This is a genomic window from Alloyangia pacifica, from assembly GCF_020524285.1.
Taxonomy (GTDB): Bacteria; Pseudomonadota; Alphaproteobacteria; order Rhodobacterales; family Rhodobacteraceae; genus Salipiger; species Salipiger pacificus_B.
Window position 1 is genome coordinate 13,617 of record NZ_JAIVKX010000003.1, and the last position, 19,805, is coordinate 33,421.

The following is a 19,805-nucleotide window of genomic DNA, read 5'->3' on the forward strand; positions in this document are numbered from 1 at the left end:
ATAATCATAACGAGGGACAGGGCAGCGCCGGGGGAGAAATCCCCCGGCGTCTCTATGTCTACACCGGCGGATTTCTCACGCAGCCCCGGCTGAGGCGGATGCTGGCGCTGGCGGGATGGAAGATCTCGCTCGGGCGCCCCGCGGCGCAGGATCACGTCGGCGTCTGGGGCAAGTCGCCCTATGCCGCGCGGGGCGAGGCGATGGCGGCGCGCAGCGGCGCCTCCCTGCTGCGGGTCGAGGACGCCTTCCTGCGCTCGCTGCACCCGGGCCGGAAGGGCGAGCCGCCGCTGGGCCTGCTGCTCGACCGGACCGGCGTACATTTCGACGCAAGCACGCCGTCGGATCTGGAAACGCTGCTCGCCACCCATCCGCTCGACGACCACGCCCTGCTGCAGCGCGCCCGCGGCGGCATTGCCCGGCTGCGCGAGGCACATCTGACCAAATACACCGGCTTCGATCCCGCGCAGCCGGTGCCCGAGCCCGGCTACGTGCTGGTCATCGACCAGACGCAGGGTGACGCCTCGGTCCGCGCCTCGGACGGCGACCGCAACCGCTTCCTCGAGATGCTCTACTGGGCGCAGGAGGAGAACCCCGGCGCGCGCATCGTGATCAAGACCCATCCCGAGACCGCGCAGGGCCTGCGGTCGGGGCATTTCAACCCAGAGGACGCGCAGGGGCCGGTCAGCCTCTGCTCCGATCCCGTCTCGCCCTGGGCGCTGCTCGAGGGCGCGGTGGCGGTCTACACGCTCAACTCGCAGATGGGCTTCGAGGCGATCCTCGCCGGGCACCGGCCCCGCGTCTTCGGCACGCCCTTCTACGCCGGATGGGGGCTGACGCAGGACGAGATGCCACTGCCCCGACGGGGCCGCAGCCTCACCCGCGCGCAGCTCTTTGCCGCGGCGATGATCCTCTATCCCACCTGGTACGACCCCTGCCGAGATGCGCTCTGCCGCTTCGAGGACGCGCTCGGCGCGCTCGAGGCGCAGACCCGGACCTGGCGCGAGGACCACCTTGGCTGGGTCGCCTCGGGCATGCGGATGTGGAAGCGGGGCGCGCTGCAGGGCTTCTTCGGCGGCCAGAAAGGGATGGTCTTCGCAGAGGGCACCGCCGCCGAGCGCAAGGCTGCACAGACGGGCCGCCGCCACATGGCCTGGGCGGGCAAGGCCGAGGGGGATGCGGTGCGTGTCGAAGATGGCTTCCTGCGCTCGCGCGGGCTGGGCGCCGAGCTGGTACCGCCGCTGTCGCTGGTGCTCGACGATCTGGGCATCTACTACGATCCGTCTCGGCCGTCCCGGCTGGAGCACATCATCGCGCAGAGTCCCGAGCTGCGCCCCGACCAGCAGGACCGCACGCAGCGGCTGATCGAGCGGCTGACCGGCGCCGGGCTGACCAAGTACAACCTCGGCAGCGCCCCGCCCGCCCTGCCCGAGGGACATCGCATCCTTGTCGTCGGGCAGGTCGAGGACGACGCCTCGATCCGCCGCGGCAGCCCCGACATTCAGAGCAACGCCGCACTGCTTGCCCGGGCGCGCGCCGAGAACCCCGACGCCCTGCTGCTGTGGAAGCCGCACCCGGACGTCAGCGCCGGGCTGCGCAAGGGCACGGTCGAGCGCCCGGAGCAATGGGCCGATCTCACTGTCGAGGGCGCGGACATGGGCGCTCTGCTGCGTGGGGTGCAGGAAGTCTGGACCATGACCTCGCTCACCGGCTTCGAGGCGCTGCTGCGCGGCCTGCCCGTCACCACGCTCGGCGCGCCCTTCTACGCGGGCTGGGGGCTGACGCGCGATCTCGGGCCGGTCCCGGCGCGGCGCCTCGCGGGGCAGCGTCCCACGCTCGAGGCCCTCGTGCACGCGACGCTCATTGCCTACCCGCGCTACCGGGATCCGGTGAGCGGCCTGCCCTGCACGGTGGAGGTCATCGCGGACCGGCTGGAACGCGGCACGATCCCCCGCCCCGGCCTGTCCAACCGGCTGCTGTCGAAACTGCAGGGGGTGTTCGCCTCGCAGGCCCATCTCTGGCGCTGAGGCGCCGGGCCCATCTCTGGCGCTGACAAGCGCAGGCCCCGTCCCGGGCGGCGCGTCTGGCGCTCAGCGCCGCGCGCGCAGCGCCCCGAGGCTCGCGGTCACCGCGAAGATCAGCGTCGCGGCGCAGACCATGCTCGGCCCGGCGGGCGTGTCGAAGAGCAGCGCGCCCTCCAGCCCCGCCAGCGCCGAGACCCCGCCAATTCCCGCCGCCGTCAGCGCCATCGCCTCGGGCGTGCGGGCAAAGGGCCGGGCCGCCGCCGCCGGGATCAGCAGCATCGCCCCGATGAGCAGCACGCCCACCACCTTGATCGCCACCGCCACGGTCAGCGCCAGCGCCACGGTCAGCACCCGGCTCTCGAGCCGCGGGTCGATGCCGCTGGCGTGGGCGAGGTCGGGCGAGAGCGTTGCGGTGAGCAGCGCCTGCCAGCGCCAGAGCAGCAGCGCCAGCACCAGCGCCGCGCCGCCCCAGATCACCAGAAGATCGCTTTTCGTCACCGCGAGGATGTCGCCGAAGAGATAGGCCGAGAGGTCGAGCCGCGCGCCGGGCACGAAGGTGATCGCCACGAGGCCGATCGCCAGCGCGCCATGCGCCAGAACGCCGAGCACCGTGTCGATGCCGAGCCCGCGCTCGCTCAGCGCGCCGACCAGCACCGCCATGACCAGCGCCACGAAGAGCGTCCCGGCAAAGACCGGCAGGGACAGCGCCAGCGAGAGCGCCACGCCGAGGATCGCCGCATGGGCGGTGGCATCGCCGAAATTGGCCATCCGCCGCCACGACACGAAGCAGCCGAGCGGCGCCGCGGCGAGCGCAAGGCCGAGCCCCGCCAGCGCCGCGCGTACAAGGAAATCGTCCAGCATCAGTGCCCGTGTCCCGCGTGATCGTGATGGGAATGGTCATGACCGTGGTCATGCGCGTGATCGTGGCCGTGGTCGTGCGTATGGGTGTGCTCGTGCCGGTAGAGCGCCAGCGCGCCATGGGTGCCGGTGCCGAAGAGCGCCCGGTATTCCGCCGCCTGCGCAACCGTTTCGGGGTGGCCCTGGCAGCAGACGTGGCCGTTGAGGCAGACCACACGGTCGCTCGCGCTCATCACCACGTGCAGCTCGTGGCTGACCATGACCACCGCGCAGCCGAGCCGCGCGCGGATTTGCTCGATCTGCCGGTAGAAGGCCGCGGAGCCCGGCTGGTCGAGGCCCTGCGTCGGCTCGTCGAGCAGCAGCACCTCGGGTTTGCCGAGGATCGCCCGCGCCAGCAGCACGCGCTGGAACTGCCCGCCCGAGAGGCCCGACATGGGGCGCCCCTCCAGTGCCCCCGCCCCGGCCTCCTCCAAGGCCGCGCGGCCCTCGGCGCGGCTGATCCGATGCGGCAGCGACAGGAAGCGCGCCACGGTCAGCGGCAAGGTGGCGTCGATCTGCAGCTTCTGCGGCACGTAGCCGAGCCGCAGCCCCGGCTTGCGCGTCACCTTGCCCGCCTGCGGCTTCACCGCGCCGATCAGCGTGCGCAGCAGCGTCGACTTGCCCGAGCCGTTCGGCCCTACGATGGTGACGATCTCTCCGGGGTCGACGTGGAAATCCACGCCCTGCAGCACCGGGTGCTCGCCCAGCGTGACCTGCAGGCCGCGCGCCTCGATCAGCTTCATGCGCGCGCCCCGCGGCATTGCGGGCAGAGCCCCTCGGCCTCGACGACCATGCGCTCAAGCGCGAAATCCAGCTCCTCGGCGGCGGCCCTCACCGCCTCTCCGATGCCCTGCGAGCGCATCTCGGCCACCAGCCCGCAGTCGCTGCAGAGCAGGAAGGCCGGCTTGTGCCGCTCGCCCGGATGGGCGCAGGCGACGAAGGCGTTGAGCCGCTCGATCTTATGCGCGAAGCCATTGCTGACGAGGAAGTCCAGCGCCCGGTAGACGGTCGGCGGCTGCGCCGGCTGGCCATCCTCGCGCATGGCGTCGAGCAGCTCGTAGGCGCCCATCGCCTTGTGCTTGCGCAGCAGCAGCTCGAGCACCCGGCGGCGCTGCTTGGTCAGCGACAACCCCTCGCGGGCGCAGGTGTCTTCCGCCGCCTGCAACGCGCTTTCGCGGCAATGCGCGTGGTCGTGATGGGTGAAGCCGAGCGGATCGCTGTGCTCTGTCATGTCGCCTGCCCTGATGTCTGACATCTCGCCCCCGTGATCGAAGACGCGGTAGATGGGGGTTGATATGTTATAGTGTTGCCGATATCAAGCCCGCCTATTGTTACGTTATAACATGCTCCGATTCCGGAACCACCACGCAAGAGGCCCCGATGTACCGTTCCCTCCTCCCCGCCCTGCTGCTTGCCAGCCCCGCCTTTGCCGAGGTGCCCAAGGTGGTCACCGACATCGCCCCCGTGCAGGGGCTGGTGGCCAGCGTGATGGGCGATCTCGGCACGCCGGAGCTGCTGATTCCCGCCGGCGCCTCGCCGCACAGCCACGCGCTGAAACCCTCCGAGGCCCGCGCCCTGCAGCAGGCCGACCTGGTGTTCTGGATCGGCGAGGAGCTGAGCCCGGACCTCGCACGCAAGATCGACTCGATCGCGCAGAACGGCGCCGCGATCTCGCTCTTCGACCTGCCCGGCACCCGCCACCTCGAGGCGCGCAACGACGTGCTCTTCGCCGAGCCCGGCGCGCATGACGATCATGACCATGGTGAGCATGACGACCATGACGAGGACGCGCACGATCACGATTCGCATGACGAAGCGGCGCACGAGGATCACGGGCATGACGAACACGATCACGACGACCATGACGATCATGACGATCACGGGCACGAGGCGGGCGGCCACCACCACGAGGGCGACGACCCGCACGCCTGGCTCTCGATCGACAATGCGTCGGCCTGGCTGACCGCGATCGCCGAGAGCCTCTCGGAGCAGGATCCGGAGAATGCGCAGACCTACGCCGCCAATGCCGAGGCCGCGCAAGCCCGTATCGCCGAGGCCCGCGCCGCGGCCGAAGCCACGCTCGCGCCGGTGCAGGACAATCATTTCGTCGTGTTCCACGACGCCTTCCAGTACTACGAGGACAGCTTCGGCCTGACGGTGCTGGGCGCGATCTCGCTCTCGGATGCCACCGCCCCCAGCCCGGCCCGGCTCGACGCGCTGCGCGATGCGCTGAGCGGCGCCGACGCCGCCTGTGTCTTCGCCGAGCCGCAATTCGACCCGCGCCTCATCGCCGCGGTGACCGAAGGCGCCGGCACCCCGGTCGCCGAGCTCGACCCGCTCGGCGCCAAGCTCGAGCCCGGCCCCGGCTTCTACCCGGCGCTGATCGAGGACATGGCGCAGCGCATCGCGACCTGCGCGGCTCAGTAAGCCCACGGTAAGTCCGCTCCACCACTCACGGCTGCGCGACGCCCCTTTGCCTTGATGGCAAAGGGGCTTTTCCTCGTCTCATTTCCCGACTAATTAGCTTGGATAAAGGACGCGGGCGCCGCGTTGCCGGGGTGTGCCACGCTCAGACCTCCCGGACCTCCCGGCGCCAGACCCGCGCAAGGAGCCCGGATGCACATGCCCCTCGCCCACCTCAGCCGCCGCGGCTTCCTCGCCGGGGCCACCAGCCTGCTCGCCGCGCCGATGCTGCGCGCCGCCGAGGAGCTGCGCTTCGAGCACGCCTATGGCGAGACGGGTCTCGCGGCGCCGGCCAAGCGCGTCGTCTCGCTCGGCTACACCACGCAGGACAGCCTGCTTGCGCTCGGGGTCGTGCCGCAGGCGATCCGCTACTGGTACGGCGATCACCCCTACGGCGTCTGGCCCTGGGCGCAGCCGCTTCTCGGCGCTGCGCAGCCGGTGCTGATGACCGGAGAGGTCTCGATCGAGACCGTCGCCAGCCTCGCGCCGGATCTCATCGTCGGCATCGGTTCGGGCATCAGCCAGGCCGAATACGCGCTGCTCTCGCAGATCGCGCCGGTGTTGATGCAGGCACCGGAGTACACCACCTACGGCATGCCCTGGGACGCCGAGCTGCGCATGCTCGCCCGCGCCACCGGCACCACGGCGCGCGCCGAAACGCTGATCACCGAGCTGCGGGGCCAATTCGAGGCGCTGCGCGCCCGCCATCCCGACTGGCAGGGCCACAGCGCCGCCTGCGCCATCCATCAGGGTGGCCAGACCAGCGCCTTCCTCGCAAGCGACAGCCGGGTGCAGGTGCTGCGCGAGCTGGGCTTCCACCTGCCCGAGGCGCTGGCGCAGATGCAGGGGCCCGACGGTTTCTACACCGCGCTCTCGCCCGAGGACCTCTCGCCGATCGACGCCGACCTGCTGCTGTGGCTCTCGGGGGGCGGGCAGGCGGATGATCTGGCCGTCCTCGCCATGCGCCGCACCCTGCGCGCCAGCGCCGAGGGGCGCGAGGCCTTCTGCGACGCGCTGCTGTCGGGCGCACTCTCCTTCGGCAGTGTGCTGTCGATGCCCTACGCGCTGGAGCGGCTGGAGCCAGAGATCGCCGCGGCCCTCGACGGCGACCCGGCAACGGTGGTGCCGAGCGCCGAGGAGGCCGGTCTGCTCTGATGCTCCGCCTGCTTGGCCTTCTCGCGCTGCTGGCGCTGGCACTGGTGCTCGCCCTGTCGGTCGGCGCGCGCCCGGTGACGCCGGCCGTGGCGCTGGAGGCGCTGCGCGCCTACGATCCGACCAACCCCGACCACGTGACCCTGATGGCGATCCGCCTGCCGCGGCTGGCGGCGGGGCTGATCGCCGGCGGCGCGCTCGGCGTCGCGGGCACGATCATGCAGGTGATGACCCGCAACCCGCTGGCCGATCCCGGCCTTCTCGGGGTGAACTCCGGCGCCGCCTTCGCGCTGCTGATCGGTGCGACGGTGCTGGGCGCCCCGGACGCGGCCTCGGTGGCGCTGCTGACCTTTCCCGGCGCGGCGATGGCCTCGGCACTGGTGTTCATCCTCGGCGGCGGGCTGCGCGGCGACGTGGGGCCGGTGCGGCTGACGCTGGCCGGGGCGGCGCTGAACGCGCTGCTGCTGTCGCTGGTCACCGCCATCGTGCTGATCCGGCAGGACACGCTCGACATGTTCCGCTTCTGGGTGGCGGGCTCGCTGACCCAGGCCGCCAGCCGCCCGCTCCTGGAAATGGCGCTGATCGCCGGTGCCGGGGGCGTCTTCGCGCTGGCCGTCGCGCCGCAGATCGAGGCGCTCTCGCTCGGCGCGGCGCTGTCGCGCGGGCTCGGCACCAAGCCGCGCCGGGTGCAGGCCGCGGCGCTGGTGGTGGTGACGCTCTGCACCGGGGCGGCCGTGGCGGTGGCCGGGCCGATTGCCTTCCTCGGGCTGATGGTGCCGCCGCTCGCCCGCCTCGTCGCGGGCCACGCGCTGCGCCGCGAGCTTCTCGCCTCGGCCCTGCTGGGCGCGGCGCTCTTGCTCTTTGCCGACACGCTGGGCCGGGTGGTGATGCCGCCCGCCGAAGTCCGCGCGGGCATCATGACGGCGCTGATCGGCGGGCCGGTGTTCCTCTGGGTGGCGCGCCGCCTGCGCCCCGGGGCCACCGCATGAGAGGCGCGCTGACCCTCTGCCTGCTGCTGCTCGCCGCGACGCTGGCGGCGCTGATGCTGGGGCCGGTGCGGCTGAGCCCGGCGCTGCTCTGGCAGGGGCTGAGCAGTGGCGAGGGCCCCGGCGCGCTGGTGCTGGGCACGATCCGCGGCCCGCGGGTGCTGACGGCGCTCGGCGCGGGGGCGGTGCTGGGCCTGTCCGGCGCGCTCTTCCAGGCGCTCTTCCGCAACCCGCTGGCAGCGCCGGACATCATGGGCTTCACCGCCGGTGCCGGGCTGACCATCATCGCCGCCATCGCGCTCGGCCTCACCCTGCCGCCGCCGCTGCTGGCGGCGGGCGGCGGTCTGGTGGCGGCGCTGCTGGTCGTGCTGCTGTCGCAGCGCCGGGGCCATGCGACGCCGCCGCTGACCATGATCCTCGTCGGGCTCGGCATCGGCTTCATCGCCTCGGCGCTGTCGAGCTTCCTGCTGACCCTGCTGCCGCACCCGCAGGCCGCCGAGGCGCAACGCTGGCTGACCGGCTCGCTGGCGGCGCGCGACTGGACCCACGTGGCGCAGGTCTGGCTCATCGGCGCTGCGCTCACAGCGCTGGCGCTGGCGCAGCTGCGCCGCCTGGCGGCGCTGGAGCTGGGAGAGGACCTGGCCGCCGGGCTCGGCCTGCGGGTCGGGCGGGCGCGCCTGGCGCTGGCCGGAACCGCCGTGCTGTTGGCGGCGGCGGGCGTGGCGGTGGCCGGTCCGGTGCCCTTCATCGCGCTGATGTCCGGCCCGCTCGGCGCGCGGCTTACCGGCGCGCAGCGCCTGCAGGGGCGGATGCTCTCCGCCGCGGGCACCGGCGCGCTGGTGCTGGTGGTGGCAGATCTTGCCGCCCGCGCGGCGCTACCGGGCATCCAGCTGCCCGCCGGGGTGATGACTGGCCTGCTGGGCGCCCCCTACCTGCTCTGGCGCCTGTCGCGCGAAATGGAGAAAGGCGAGCTATGACCCTCGACATGCACACCGGCCTCCGCGACCGCCCGCATGGCGGCCTCACCGCCGAACGCCTCTCGCTGGGCTATGCCGAGCGCCCGGTGATCTCGGAGCTGTCGCTCGATCTGCCGCGCGGCGCGATGACCGCGATCCTCGGCCCGAACGGCTGCGGCAAGTCCACCCTGCTGCGCGCCATGGCGCGGCTGCTCGCGCCCTCCGCCGGGCGCGTGCTGCTCGACGGCGAGGACATCCACCGACGCGACACCCGCGCGCTGGCCCGCGAACTGGCGATCCTGCCGCAATCCCCCATCGCCCCCGAGGGCATCACCGTCGCCGACCTCGTCAAGCGCGGCCGCACGCCCTGGCGCGGCCTCTTCACCCCCTGGCGTGGCGAGGATGCGACCGCTTGCGCCGAGGCGCTCGCCGCCGTGCAGATGACCGAGTTCGCCGAGCGCCCCCTCGGCGAGCTTTCCGGCGGCCAGCGCCAGAGAGCCTGGATCGCGCTGGTGCTGGCGCAGGCCGCGCCGCTGCTGCTGCTCGACGAGCCGACCACCTATCTCGACCTCGTGCACCAGATCGACGTGCTGGCGCTGCTGCGCCGGCGCAACCGCGAGGCCGGGCTGACCGTGGTCTCGGTGCTGCACGACCTGAACCTCGCGGCGCGCTTCTCCGACCGGCTGGTGCTGCTGGGCCGCGATGGCCTCATTGCCACCGGCACCCCCTGGGAGGTGCTGACACCCGCCAACCTGCAGACCGCCTTCGGCCTTGCCGCTCGGGTCGATCCCGACCCGGTGACCGGCACGCCGATGATCATCCCGCTCTGAGCGAGAGGAGAGCACATGACCCTGCACCGCCCCGTCTCGACCAGCCGCTTCGACGGCGCGCTGCCGGAAGGCTTCGTCACCCGGCTGCGCGCCCAGCTCGAAGACTACGGCATCCCGCTGGAGCAGCGCGGCACGCAGCTCACCGCCCGCTATGCCCAGGCCGAAATCGACCTGCGGCTCGACCACACCGGCTTCGCCGTGCAGATCGCCGCCGAGGGCGAGGTACCCCTGCACCAGTGCCGCGAGAGCATGATCTACTTCCTCGACCTGGCTTTGCCCGAGGCCAGCACGCGCATGACCTGGAGCGGCATCGGCGCCACCCGCACGCCGCCGAACTTCCACCTCGCGAGCGTGCTCGGCACGCGGCGCATCACCCCGAACTTCCTGCGCGTCGAGATGGCCTGCGAGGGCATCGCCGCGCTGCTGACCGGCGGCATGCATTTCTCGCTGCTGCTGCCGCCCGAGGGGACCAGCCCGCGCTGGCCCGAGCTGACCGAGCAGGGGCGCACGATCTGGCCCGACGGCGCCTGCGCGCTGCACCGGGCGGCCTATACCTTCGTCTGGCTCGACGCCGAGGCGGGGCGGTTTGCCTTCGACATCTTCGAGCATGAGGGCGGGCGCACCACCGACTGGGCGCGGCGCGCGGTTCCGGGCGAGACGGTCGGCGTGATGGGACCGGGCGGCGGCGATTTCCCCGAGGCGACGCATCTGCTGCTCGCCGGGGACGAGACCGCCCTGCCCGCCATCCGCCGCATCCTCGAACACGCGCCGGCAAACGCGCGCGGAACGGTGATCCTCGAGACGGCGTCGGAGCAGGACCGCCCTGCGCTGACCGTGCCCGAGGGCATAGAACTGCGCTGGCTCTCCCGCGGCGACGCTGGCGGGCTGGCCGCCGCGCTGGAAGAGATCACCGACATTGAGGACGGGCAATTCGTCTGGGTCGCCGCCGAGAAAGCCATCGCCCGCACCGCCAAGGCCCGGTTCAAGGCCCTCGGGCTGCCGCGCGAGCGGGGGTATTTCTCGGCCTACTGGATCAAGGGCTGAGCCCGGCCCACCAGCACGGCAACGCCGGGTCTCAGACCCCGCCGGTGCGCCCCGGGAAGACCTCCAGCGTCACGCCCGCCTCCTCGAGCGCCGCGCGCACCGCACGGGCGATCTGCAGCGCCGTCTTGCCGTCGCCATGCAAGCAGATGGTGTCCACCGCCGCCGGGGTGTGTTTGCCGCTCTCGGTGATGATCGCCCCGGCTTGCACCATCTTCACCATGCGCGCCGCCGCCAGTTCGGCGTCATGGATCACCGCGCCGGGCAGCGACCGATCGACCAGCGTCGCGTCGTCGTTGTAGGCGCGGTCTGCAAAGATCTCACCGGCCCAGCGGCAACCCAGCTCCTCGACCGCCGCCTGCTGCTGCGTCGCCGCCAGCACCATGACGATGATCTCGGGATCGACCGAAAGCGCGCCCTCGTAGGCCGCCAGCGCCATGCCCTTGTCCTCGGCGCACATGTTGGCCAGTGCGCCGTGCAGCTTCAGGTGCCGCACCCTGCCGCCCGCCATGCCGGCCATCGCCTGTGCCGCGCCAAGCTGGTAGGCGGTCAGGTTGCGCAGGCTGGCCGACGAGAGCTGCATGCGCCGCCGCCCGAAACCCTGCAGGTCGGGAAAGCCCGGATGCGCGCCGATGCCGGTACCGCGCTCGACCGCCAGCTTCATCGTCGCCGCCATGACGTCGGGATCGCTGGCGTGGAAGCCGCAGGCGATATTCGCCGAGGTGATCACCTCCAGAAGCGCCGCATCCTGTCCCATGACCCAGGGACCGAAGCTCTCCCCCATATCCGCGTTGAGATCGACGCTGGTCATCCCGCGCTCCCCTATTGCCTGTCGTGTCTAGTGATCGTGATGTTCGCCGTTGGAAAACCCGCTGACCAGCTTGTAGCCCAGCAGGTCGGGCACGTCGCCCGGATGGCGCACCAGCGGCTCGACCCGGCGCGGCAGGTCTTTCAGCGAGGCGCGATAGGCCGCCTCGGCGGCCAGCGCCTCCTCCATGCTCACGAAGCCGAAGCGCAGCTCGGCCCCGGCCGGCGCCTGCGCGATGCGCGGCAGGTCGGCGGGAATCACCGTGGCAAGGCGCGGATAGCCCCCCGTCGTCTGGCACTCGGCCAGCAGCACGAAGGGCGCGCCGTCGCCGGTCACCTGGATGTCGCCGGGGGTGATGATCTCCGAAACCACCGAGAGCCCGCCCTCGACACCGAAGGGCGCCCCCTCGGGCACCACCTTGACGCCCATGCGGTTGGCGCGGGCGTCGCGGGTGAAGCGGGCGGTCTCGAGCCGCGCGCGCTGCTCTTCGGGAAAGAGCCGGGTCTGCAGGCTCTCGACGACGCGCAAAGCGCCGCCCGAGAAACGGTCCTCGACCGGCAGCTTGCGCGCCACCGCGCCGCCCCGGTCCTCGCCCACGGGAATGCGGTCGCCCGCCTCGACCGCCCGGCCCAGCCCGGCGGTGAGATGCGCCGAGACCGCGCCCAGGAGTTCCTCGGGCACGAGGCCGCCGCCCACCGAGAGGTAGCCATAGGCCCCGGCCTGCAGCGGCCCGATCTCCAGCACCGCCCCCTGGGGCAGCGCGTGGCAGGCGTGCCATGGGACCGGCGCGCCGTCGATGCTGGCGCGCATCGGCGCGCCGGTGAGGGCAATGCGCAGATCGCAGCCCGCCTCGAAGCGCCCGCCGATGCCGCCCATCTCCAGCGCCGCGCTCTCGCCCTGCCCGAGCAGCGCCGCGGCCTCGGCCAGCGCCAGCCGGTCCATCGCGCCGCCGCGCGAGAGCCCGTAGGCGATCCAGCCCGGGCGCCCGCCGTCCTGCACGGTGACCGCTGGCCCCGCGCGATGCACGATCAGCTCGCGGTGCGCGGTCCCGGTCATGGCAGCGCCTCCCAGGTGGCGCCGCCCTCGGGGTCATCGCACATCTTGGCAAAGACCTCCTCCGAGACCTGCGGGAATTCCACCTCGTCCCCCGGTGCCAGCAGGAAGGGCCGCTCGGCGCCCAGCCGGAACAGCGGCGCGGCGGTCTGGCCGACGTGGCGCCAGCCGGTGGGCGCGGTGACCGAGAAGATCACGAACTGCCGGATCGCCAGCACCAGCGCGCCCTGCGGCACGCGCGGGGTCAGCGCCTGCTGGCGCGGGATGTTCCAGGCCTCGGGCAGCTCGCCGAGATAGGGCTGACCCGGCGCGAAACCCAGCGCCGTCACCCGGACCCGCGCCGCGGAGAGCGAAGCCACCGCCTCGGCCTCGGACATGCCCGCGGCCTGCGCCGCCTCGCCGAGCTGCGGCGCGAGGCTGCCGCCGTAGACCGTGGGAATGCGGTGCAGCCGCCGCCCATGCGGCAGCTCCGCCCGAAGCCAGTCGCGCGAAGCGATCAGCCCGCGCAGCCGCGCCTCGAGCGTGGCATGGCTCAGCGCCAGGGGATCGAACCGCAGGTAGGCCGAGACCAGCGACGAGGAAATCTCCTCCACTCCATCCCAGCTTTCACGTTCGAGCGCGGCACGAAAGGCCAGCGCGGCACGATTGGCGGCCTCGCCGAGCCGGTCGCCGAAGCTCACCAGCATGCCGTCGATGCCGGCGGTCCGCAGCAGGGGGTAGGAGTACGTGTCAGTCATGCGCCGGACGTTAGCGCAGTCCCGGGCCGCTGCAACAGGCAATGGCGTCCTTCCGCGACGGCGTCTCGGCTTTTCGCCTAGGCAAAAATATCCCGGGGGAGTCGCGCGCAGCGCGGCGGGGGCAGAGCCCCCCCGCTACCCTCAACAGCCGCGCATTGCCCGGCAGGGGCAGAGCCCCGCGGCGCGTTCAGTGTCGGGTCTGCTTGGTGCGCTCGCGTTCCGCGGCCTCGATTGCCTCTTCGACGTCCTGCGGATCCTCGGACGGCACGGCGTAGCTGCCCGACATCCACTTCGCCAGATCGACATCGGCGCAGCGCTTCGAGCAGAAGGGGCGGTATTTCTCGTCGGTCGGCTTGGCGCAGATCGGACAGCTCATGGCAGCATCCCCGGTTTCAGCACCTCGCTCAGCGGCACGCGCTCGCGCTTGCGCTGCAGCTCCATGAGCCCCAGCTGGGTCCAGCCGGCGAGGATGGTTTCGGTGGCATCGGTCTTCAGCGCGGCGCGCAGCACGCTCTCGACCTGGCGGCGCTCCTTCTTCGGCATCGGGGCGAGATCGACGATGACCTGCCCGCCGAGACCGCGCAGGCGCAGCTGCCGCGGCAACTCGCGCAGGGCGGCGATATTGGCCTTGAGCCCCGCCGCCGGAGAGGTGTCGCCGCCGGTGTTGACGTCGACCGCGACCAGCGCGCGGGTCGGCTCGACGCTCATCGAGCCGCCGCCGGGCAGCGGCACCAGCGGGCGTTGCAGCGCGGCGATCATCTCGTGCACGTCGTGGCGCTCGAAGGCGCCCGGCTCTGCGTCCACGTCGCCCTCTTCCCACTCGCGCCAGGCCATCGAGTGCGGCCCGTCGCCCGCGACCAGCAGCTCGGCCTTGCCCGAGACATCCGCCATCACCTGCTCGCAGAGCTGGGCCATGGCGGCGATGTCCTCGGCGATGTCATCCGGATCGCCCTCGGCGCAGGAGGAGCGCAGGATCAGCCCGTTCTCGGCGTCCTTGGCACCCGGCATCACCTCGTGGGCGATCTCCAGCAGGCTCTCGCGGATGTCCTCGTCCTTGATGCGGCGCGAGATGTTCAGCCCCGGCGCGCCCGGCGTGACGATGGCGTAGCGCGACTTGAAGAGGATGCGGGTGGTGACGGGAATCGCCTTGCCCGGCTCGGCGAAGCCGGTGACCTGCACGATCAGCGGCTGGCCGGGCGCGAGCCCCTTGACCTGCCGCAGGAAGGCCGAGCCCTCGGGCGTGTCGAGGAACATGCCGCCCTGCCCCTTCATCGGGCGCTGCGCGATGCCGCGGTAGATGGTGCCCGGGCGCGCGTGATCGCTCTCGATCAGCAGGTCCTCGAGCTTGCCGTCGACGATCAGCGCGGCGGCTTCCGCCTCGCCGAGGTGGTCGAGCGCAATGGTGCGTCCCTTCATGCGAGGCCCCTTTTGGTCAGTCTGCGGGTTTGTACAGCGGGTAGCCCGCCGCGAGCAGCAGGTTCGCGGTCTCGGCCAGCGGCAGGCCGACGACCGAGGTGAAGCTGCCGTTGATCCACGGGATGAACGCCCCGGCGAGGCCCTGGATGCCGTAGCCCCCGGCCTTGCCCTGCCAGTCGCCCGAGGCGAGGTAGGCGTTCAGTTCCTCGTTCGACAGGTTCTTCATCTGCACCTGGGTGACGACATCACGCTCCCAGATGCGATCGCCGCGGCGCACCGCGACGGCGGTGATCACCCGGTGACGGCGGCCCGAGAGCCTGGTGAGAAACTCCGCGGCCTCGCCGGCGTCGGCGGGCTTGCCGAGGATGCGGCGCCCGAGCGCGACGGTGGTGTCGGCCGAGAGCACGATCTCGTCGTCTGCGGAGGGAATCGCCTGCGCCTTCTCGCGCGCGAGACGCACGCAGTAGGGGCGTGGCAGCTCGCCCGGCATCGGATCTTCGTCGATGTCGGGCGGGCGGATGTCGTCGGCCACGACGCCGAGCTGCGCGAGCAGGTCGCGCCGCCGGGGCGAGCCGGAGCCGAGAACGAGTTTCATGCGCGGACCTGCCGTGTCCACATCTGCGAACGCGGGCTCCGCCATGAGATTCCGGGTCATGCGGATTTACTTGAAGCGGTAGTTGATCCGGCCCTTGGTCAGATCATAGGGCGTCATTTCCACCTGAACCTTGTCGCCGGCGAGAACCCGGATGCGGTTTTTCCGCATCTTGCCTGCCGTGTGCGCGATGATCTCATGGCCGTTCTCAAGCTCGACCCGAAACGTCGCGTTGGGCAGGAGTTCCTTCACGACACCGGGAAATTCGAGCGTATCTTCCTTGGCCATGCTTTCTCCTGAAAATGCCGTTCCGCTGACTTTCGCGGAACGCGGATGCATATGCGCCCAAACGGCGCAATTTTCAAGACCACAATTGCAGATTGTCGGGAATAGGCTCTAGCGCAGCGCCCGCAGGGTCACGGGGCCGTCGCGGCCGGACTGATCGTCCCAGTGGCTGCGGTTCAGCACGACGCCATCGTTGCGGACCCGGGCGACGGCGTCAAGATCAACCTCGGCATAGGTCCAGCCGGGCTGTCCGAGGCTGCCCTCGGCGATCACCCCGGTGGCCGGAAAGCCGGTGTCGGGCGGGCAGAAGACGCCGCCCATGCCGGTGTTGGTGTCCACCGCCTCGGACCAGTCGCAGTCGCCCACGGTCGAGGACATGACCGCGATGCACTGCTGCTCGAGCGCCCGGGCCATAGCGCCGATGCGCACGCGGCTGTAGCCTGCCTGCGCCTCGGTGCAGGAGGGCACCAGCAGCAGGTCGGCATCGCGCAGCGCCCGGCCGAGCAGCGGGTATTCGCTGTCGTAGCAGATCAGGATGCCGATCTTGCCGAGCGCCGTGTCGAAGAGCTGCAGGGGCGCGCCGCCGACCACGTGCCAGTCTTCGCGCTCGAAGCGAGTCATGATCTGCTTGTCCTGGAACTCCATGCCGCCGCCGGGCGCGAAGAAGCGCGCGCGGTTGACCGGGCGCGGGCCGATCGCGGCATCGAAGACCGGGGCGGAAGCGGCAAGGATATGGGCCTTGTACTTGCCCGCCAGCTCCGAATGCAGCGCGTCCACCTGCGGCATGCGCTCGGACACGGCGTGCAGCGAGGCCTCGAGATCGCCCGCCGCGGCGCGGCCCGCCAGCGTGGCGATCTCCATTGCGCCGTACTCGGGGAAGACCATCAGCTCGGCGCCCTGCCCCGCGGCCTCGGCCACCCAGGCCTCGATCTTGGCGGCATAGACGTCCCAGTCCTTAAGGAAATCCATCGGGTAGGCGGCGGTGGCGATCTTCATGGGTCAGGGTCCGTATTGCTGTTGGGCCGGAGAAGGCGTCGCCCGCATGTCAGGCGCGTGTCTGGGCAAGAAGGGGGCTCCGCCCCCGTCCGCTGCGCGGACTCCCCCGGCGTATTTGGAAAGAGAAGAAGGGCTAGGCGATGTCTGTGTCGAGATCTCGGAGCCAGAATTGCAGGGCGTGGTCGGTCTGGGTGTCCCGATCCACGTCGCGCCAGCGGAAGCAGGCGATGACGCCGTCGAGCGGCGCGTAGCCGCGCTTGCGCCAGAACGGATCGAGCGGGGCGTAACCGGCGGGGCGCAGCGGATGGTCCGCCGGACGCTGCACGGCGCAGAAGGCGCTGTAACGGCGACCGAGCGCGCGGGCATGGGCCTCGCGCGCATCGAAGAAGCGGTGGCCGATCCCCTGGCCTCGCGCCTCGGGCAGCAGCACCGACTCGGCGCAGTAGAAGATGTCCTGCAATGCGAGGCCGGTGGCGGCGAAGGGGGCGGCGAAGTCTTCGGCGTGATCCTCCATCGGCGTGCCGGTCGCGGCGCCGACGAGGCGCGGGCCGTCGAAGGCGCCGACCAGCACCGCCCCGGCGCTGGTCCGATAGCTCTCGAGGTAGGTCCGCTCGTAGGCGAGATCGCCGTCGTAGAGATAGGGCCAGTCGCGGAATACGGCGATGCGCAGCCGCGCCACGTCATCGAGCGCGGCGTCGAGCGCCGCGCCGGTGAGCACGCGCACCTCGGTCACGGTGGCCTTGGCCGTCACGAGACCTGCCGGATCCAGTCGGCGAGGTTATAGTAGGTGACCACGCGGGTGATCTTGCCGCCGTCCAGCGAGAAGAACGAGCCCGCCGGTAGGTGGTATGTCTGGCCCTTCGCCTCGGGCAGCCCGGCGTCGGTGCGCAGGTAGGTGCCGTTCACCGTAAACTCGGCGGCGGCACGGGTGCCGCCCTCGGCCTCGAAGATCACCAGGTCCGTCAGGTGCTCGTCGTAGCAATGGGACATGTGGGCGCAGAACTCGGCAAACTTGGTCTTGCCCGAGCGGATCTGCCCCTCGTTGACGTGATGCGCGATGTCCGGCGACAGCAGCTCGAGCATCGCCTCGGTGTCCTTGGCGTTGAAGGCGGCGAAGTAGGCTTGGATCGTTTCGGTGGCCGTCATGTGTCTCCCCATCGGGTCTTGAGCTTGTCGAAGATCTGGTCGCGGGTCTGGCGGTAGGCGTTGAGCTTGGTCTCGCGGGTCTCGCCGAGCCCCGTGGGATCCATGATCGGCCAGTATTCCACCGTCAGGTGAAAGAAGCGGGTCAGCTCCAGCGCGGCGCGCTGCGAGGCGGGCGACATGGCGACGATCAGGTCGAAGCCCGACAGCGTCTCGCCCATCTCCTCGAGCTCCTCGAAGCTGCGCGAGCGGTGACGCGACAGCTCGACGCCGATCTCCTGGCAGACCGCGATGGCGAAACCGTCGATTTCCAGGTCGTTCACCACGCCCACGGACTGCACGTAGGTGCCCTGCCCGTAGAGCTTCTTCATGATGCCCTCGGCCATGGGCGAGCGCACCGCGTTGTGGTCGCAGCAGAAGAGCACCGATTGCGGCAGCTTCGGCACGCGGTCAGCCCCCGAAATGCAGCACGCAGATGAGGGTAAACAGGCGCCGCGCGGTGTCGATGTCGACCTCGGCCTTGCCCTCGAGCCGTTCCTGCAGGATGCGCGCGCCCTCGTTGTGGATGCCGCGGCGGGCCATGTCGATGGTCTCGATCTGGCTGGGCGCGGCGGTCTTCACCGCATCGAAGTAGCTTTTGCAGATCTGGAAGTAGTCCTTCACCACCTGCCGGAAGGGCGCCAGCGAGAGGTGGAACTCCGCCGCCGGATCGCCGCCCTCGGTGGTGATGTCGAAAACCAGCCGCTTGTCGCGGATCGACAGGCCGAGCGCATAGGGGCCCTCGGGCACATCGCGACCGTTGCGCGCCGGCAGGGTGAAGCTGTTGTCTTCCATGAGGTCGAACATCGCCACGCGCCGCTCCTGCTCGATCTCCGGGGTCGGAGGCGGCAGGTTGTCGTCGTCAAGCTCGATACGGGCGATGGTGCTCATGGGCGCGTCCTCGGCAGCGGCTCGGGAATCAGTAGCCAATGAAAGCGCTTGCCGCAATGCGGCTTGCGACTCATGGGGCGGAGGCGGCGACCCCCTGCCCCGACGTCCGCCGCCGGGTGCCTGCCCCGGCGCTCAGCCGTTGCTCAGCCGTTGAGCTTGCGCAGCCGCGCGGTGACCGACAGTCCGTGCGCCTGCAGGCTCTCGGAATTGGCCAGCGTCTCGGCGGCCGGGCCGATGGCGCGCAGCGCCTCGGGCGACATCTTCGCCAGCGTGGTGCGCTTGACGAAATCCAGCACCGACAGCCCCGAGGAGAAGCGCGCCGAGCGGGCGGTGGGCAGCACGTGGTTCGGCCCGCCGACGTAGTCGCCGATCGCCTCCGGGGTCCACTGGCCGAGGAAGATCGCGCCGGCGTGGCGGATCTTCTCCGAAAGCGCCTCGGGCTCGGCGACGCAGAGCTCGAGGTGCTCGGGCGCCACCCGGTTCGACAGGGAGGCCGCCTCGTCGAGATCGCGGGCAATGATCACCGCGCCGAAATCGCGCCAGCTCGCTCCGGCGATGCCGCGGCGTTCAAGTCTCTCGAGCTGCCGTTCAACCTCGTCGGTCACCTTGCGGGCGAAGCCGGCGTCGGGGGTGATCAGGATCGACTGGGCGCTCTCGTCGTGCTCGGCCTGGCTGAGCAGGTCGAGGGCGATGAACTCCGGATCGTTTTCACCATCGGCAATCACCAGGATCTCCGACGGACCGGCGATCATGTCGATGCCCACCTTGCCGAACACCCGGCGCTTGGCGGCGGCGACGAAGGCGTTGCCCGGGCCGGTGATCTTGTCGACCGGGGCGATGCTCTCGGTGCCATAGGCCAGCGCGGCGATCGCCTGGGCGCCTCCGATGCGGTAGATCTCGTCGACCCCGGCGATGCGCGCCGCCAGCAGCACCAGCGGGTTGGCCACGCCGTCGGGCGTCGGCACGGCGATGCAGAGCCGCTCGACCCCGGCGACCTTGGCCGGAATGGCGTTCATCAGCACCGAGGAGGGATAGCTCGCCAGCCCGCCCGGCACGTAGAGGCCCGCGGCGGAGACCGGCGTCCAGCGCCAGCCGAGGGTGGCGCCGTCGGGGTCGGTCCATTGCGCATCCTCGGGCATCTGCCGCACGTGGTAGGCGCGGATGCGCTCGGCGGCGATCTCCAGCGCGGCGCGCTCGGCCTCGGGCACCTGCGCGCAATAGGCGTCGATTTCCTCGGCGGTGAAGCGCAGCCCCGCCGCGTCGAGCTCCAGCCGGTCGAACTTCGCGGTCATCTCCAGCACGGCGGCATCGCCCCGGGCACGCACGTCGGCGATGATCCCGGCGACGATGTCATCCACGTCGGGGCTGTCCTCGCGCTTGGCGCTGAGAAGCTGGGCGAACTCCAGCTCGAAGTCCGGGTCGGTCGTGTCGAGAAAGACGGGCATGGGCGGTCTCCTTGTCGCGGGACTGCTTAGAGAGAAGCGCCGCCCGGCTCAAGT

23 protein-coding genes are annotated in these 19,805 nt (G+C 71.1%); 7 read left to right on the forward strand and 16 right to left on the reverse strand.

The features are described 5' to 3' along the window. Positions 1–98 precede the first annotated feature (98 nt). Positions 99–2,024 (forward strand): capsular polysaccharide biosynthesis protein, encoded by a 1,926-nt coding sequence (locus tag LC039_RS04155; RefSeq protein WP_226621805.1) that lies wholly within the window; start codon positions 99–101, stop codon positions 2,022–2,024. A 63-nt stretch (positions 2,025–2,087) separates the two neighbouring features. Here the strand turns inward: LC039_RS04155 and LC039_RS04160 are convergent, their stop codons facing one another. Genes LC039_RS04160 through LC039_RS04170 form a run of 3 tightly spaced genes read right to left on the reverse strand, consistent with a single transcriptional unit; the run spans position 2,088 to position 4,149 of the window. Then, positions 2,088–2,882, reverse strand: coding sequence for a metal ABC transporter permease (locus LC039_RS04160; RefSeq protein WP_226621806.1), 795 nt, complete (start codon positions 2,880–2,882; stop codon positions 2,088–2,090). Further along, positions 2,882–3,661, reverse strand: coding sequence for a metal ABC transporter ATP-binding protein (locus tag LC039_RS04165; protein ID WP_226621807.1), 780 nt, complete (start codon positions 3,659–3,661; stop codon positions 2,882–2,884). Before LC039_RS04165 ends, LC039_RS04160 begins: the two co-directional genes overlap by 1 nt. Continuing rightward, complete coding sequence (locus LC039_RS04170; RefSeq protein ID WP_226621808.1) at positions 3,658–4,149, reverse strand: transcriptional repressor; 492 nt, start codon at positions 4,147–4,149, stop codon at positions 3,658–3,660. The genes LC039_RS04165 and LC039_RS04170 overlap by 4 nt, the downstream gene beginning before the upstream one ends. 149 nt (positions 4,150–4,298) lie before the next feature. Between LC039_RS04170 and LC039_RS04175 the strand changes: the two genes are divergently transcribed. The 6 genes from LC039_RS04175 to LC039_RS04200 all read left to right on the forward strand — a co-directional run bounded on the left by LC039_RS04175 (position 4,299) and on the right by LC039_RS04200 (position 10,349). After that, on the forward strand, positions 4,299–5,345 hold the full coding sequence (locus tag LC039_RS04175; RefSeq protein WP_226621809.1) for a zinc ABC transporter substrate-binding protein: 1,047 nt from the start codon (positions 4,299–4,301) through the stop codon (positions 5,343–5,345). 195 nt (positions 5,346–5,540) lie between these two features. Further along, positions 5,541–6,536 carry an ABC transporter substrate-binding protein gene (locus LC039_RS04180; RefSeq protein WP_226621810.1) on the forward strand — a complete coding sequence of 332 codons (996 nt, stop codon included), beginning with the start codon at positions 5,541–5,543 and terminating at the stop codon, positions 6,534–6,536. Continuing rightward, the gene (locus LC039_RS04185) at positions 6,536–7,522 is read left to right on the forward strand and encodes a FecCD family ABC transporter permease (RefSeq protein WP_226621811.1); all 987 of its coding nucleotides are present in this window, start codon (positions 6,536–6,538) and stop codon (positions 7,520–7,522) included. The genes LC039_RS04180 and LC039_RS04185 overlap by 1 nt, the downstream gene beginning before the upstream one ends. After that, positions 7,519–8,496: a FecCD family ABC transporter permease gene (locus tag LC039_RS04190; RefSeq protein WP_226621812.1), complete on the forward strand. Its 978-nt coding sequence runs from the start codon at positions 7,519–7,521 to the stop codon at positions 8,494–8,496. The genes LC039_RS04185 and LC039_RS04190 overlap by 4 nt, the downstream gene beginning before the upstream one ends. Then, complete coding sequence (locus tag LC039_RS04195) at positions 8,493–9,305, forward strand: ABC transporter ATP-binding protein (protein WP_226621813.1); 813 nt, start codon at positions 8,493–8,495, stop codon at positions 9,303–9,305. The genes LC039_RS04190 and LC039_RS04195 overlap by 4 nt, the downstream gene beginning before the upstream one ends. Positions 9,306–9,320: 15 nt before the next feature. Then, entirely contained in the window at positions 9,321–10,349 is a 1,029-nt protein-coding gene (locus tag LC039_RS04200; RefSeq protein ID WP_226621814.1) for a siderophore-interacting protein, read from the forward strand. Positions 10,350–10,380: 31 nt separating this feature from the next. Here the strand turns inward: LC039_RS04200 and LC039_RS04205 are convergent, their stop codons facing one another. From LC039_RS04205 to hisD, 13 genes are all read right to left on the reverse strand, one after another. Continuing rightward, the gene (locus LC039_RS04205; protein WP_226621815.1) at positions 10,381–11,157 is read right to left on the reverse strand and encodes a LamB/YcsF family protein; all 777 of its coding nucleotides are present in this window, start codon (positions 11,155–11,157) and stop codon (positions 10,381–10,383) included. A 27-nt stretch (positions 11,158–11,184) separates the two neighbouring features. After that, the gene (locus LC039_RS04210; RefSeq protein WP_226621816.1) at positions 11,185–12,210 is read right to left on the reverse strand and encodes a biotin-dependent carboxyltransferase family protein; all 1,026 of its coding nucleotides are present in this window, start codon (positions 12,208–12,210) and stop codon (positions 11,185–11,187) included. Continuing rightward, positions 12,207–12,944 (reverse strand): 5-oxoprolinase subunit B family protein, encoded by a 738-nt coding sequence (locus LC039_RS04215; protein ID WP_226621817.1) that lies wholly within the window; start codon positions 12,942–12,944, stop codon positions 12,207–12,209. The genes LC039_RS04210 and LC039_RS04215 overlap by 4 nt, the downstream gene beginning before the upstream one ends. A 187-nt stretch (positions 12,945–13,131) precedes the next feature. Beyond that, positions 13,132–13,320: a DNA gyrase inhibitor YacG gene (locus LC039_RS04220; RefSeq protein ID WP_226621818.1), complete on the reverse strand. Its 189-nt coding sequence runs from the start codon at positions 13,318–13,320 to the stop codon at positions 13,132–13,134. Continuing rightward, a complete protein-coding gene (locus LC039_RS04225) occupies positions 13,317–14,360 on the reverse strand; it encodes a ribonuclease E/G (protein ID WP_226621819.1) in 1,044 nt (347 codons plus the stop codon). The genes LC039_RS04220 and LC039_RS04225 overlap by 4 nt, the downstream gene beginning before the upstream one ends. Before the next feature lie 16 nt (positions 14,361–14,376). Then, entirely contained in the window at positions 14,377–14,955 is a 579-nt protein-coding gene (locus tag LC039_RS04230; protein WP_226621820.1) for a Maf family protein, read from the reverse strand. Between the two features lie 66 nt (positions 14,956–15,021). Further along, positions 15,022–15,240, reverse strand: a complete 219-nt coding sequence (gene infA / locus LC039_RS04235) for a translation initiation factor IF-1 (protein WP_005978431.1) — start codon at positions 15,238–15,240, stop codon at positions 15,022–15,024. Positions 15,241–15,348: 108 nt separating this feature from the next. After that, complete coding sequence (locus LC039_RS04240) at positions 15,349–16,233, reverse strand: carbon-nitrogen hydrolase family protein (protein WP_226621821.1); 885 nt, start codon at positions 16,231–16,233, stop codon at positions 15,349–15,351. Between the two features lie 133 nt (positions 16,234–16,366). Next, complete coding sequence (locus tag LC039_RS04245; RefSeq protein WP_226621822.1) at positions 16,367–16,984, reverse strand: GNAT family N-acetyltransferase; 618 nt, start codon at positions 16,982–16,984, stop codon at positions 16,367–16,369. Then, positions 16,981–17,379, reverse strand: coding sequence for a ketosteroid isomerase-related protein (locus tag LC039_RS04250; RefSeq protein ID WP_226621823.1), 399 nt, complete (start codon positions 17,377–17,379; stop codon positions 16,981–16,983). The genes LC039_RS04245 and LC039_RS04250 overlap by 4 nt, the downstream gene beginning before the upstream one ends. Then, complete coding sequence (locus LC039_RS04255; RefSeq protein WP_226621824.1) at positions 17,376–17,822, reverse strand: low molecular weight phosphatase family protein; 447 nt, start codon at positions 17,820–17,822, stop codon at positions 17,376–17,378. Before LC039_RS04255 ends, LC039_RS04250 begins: the two co-directional genes overlap by 4 nt. Positions 17,823–17,826: 4 nt before the next feature. Continuing rightward, on the reverse strand, positions 17,827–18,306 hold the full coding sequence (locus tag LC039_RS04260) for a UPF0262 family protein (RefSeq protein ID WP_226621825.1): 480 nt from the start codon (positions 18,304–18,306) through the stop codon (positions 17,827–17,829). A 143-nt stretch (positions 18,307–18,449) separates the two neighbouring features. After that, complete coding sequence (gene hisD, locus LC039_RS04265) at positions 18,450–19,751, reverse strand: histidinol dehydrogenase (RefSeq protein WP_226621826.1); 1,302 nt, start codon at positions 19,749–19,751, stop codon at positions 18,450–18,452. Between the last annotated feature and the right edge of the window lie 54 nt (positions 19,752–19,805).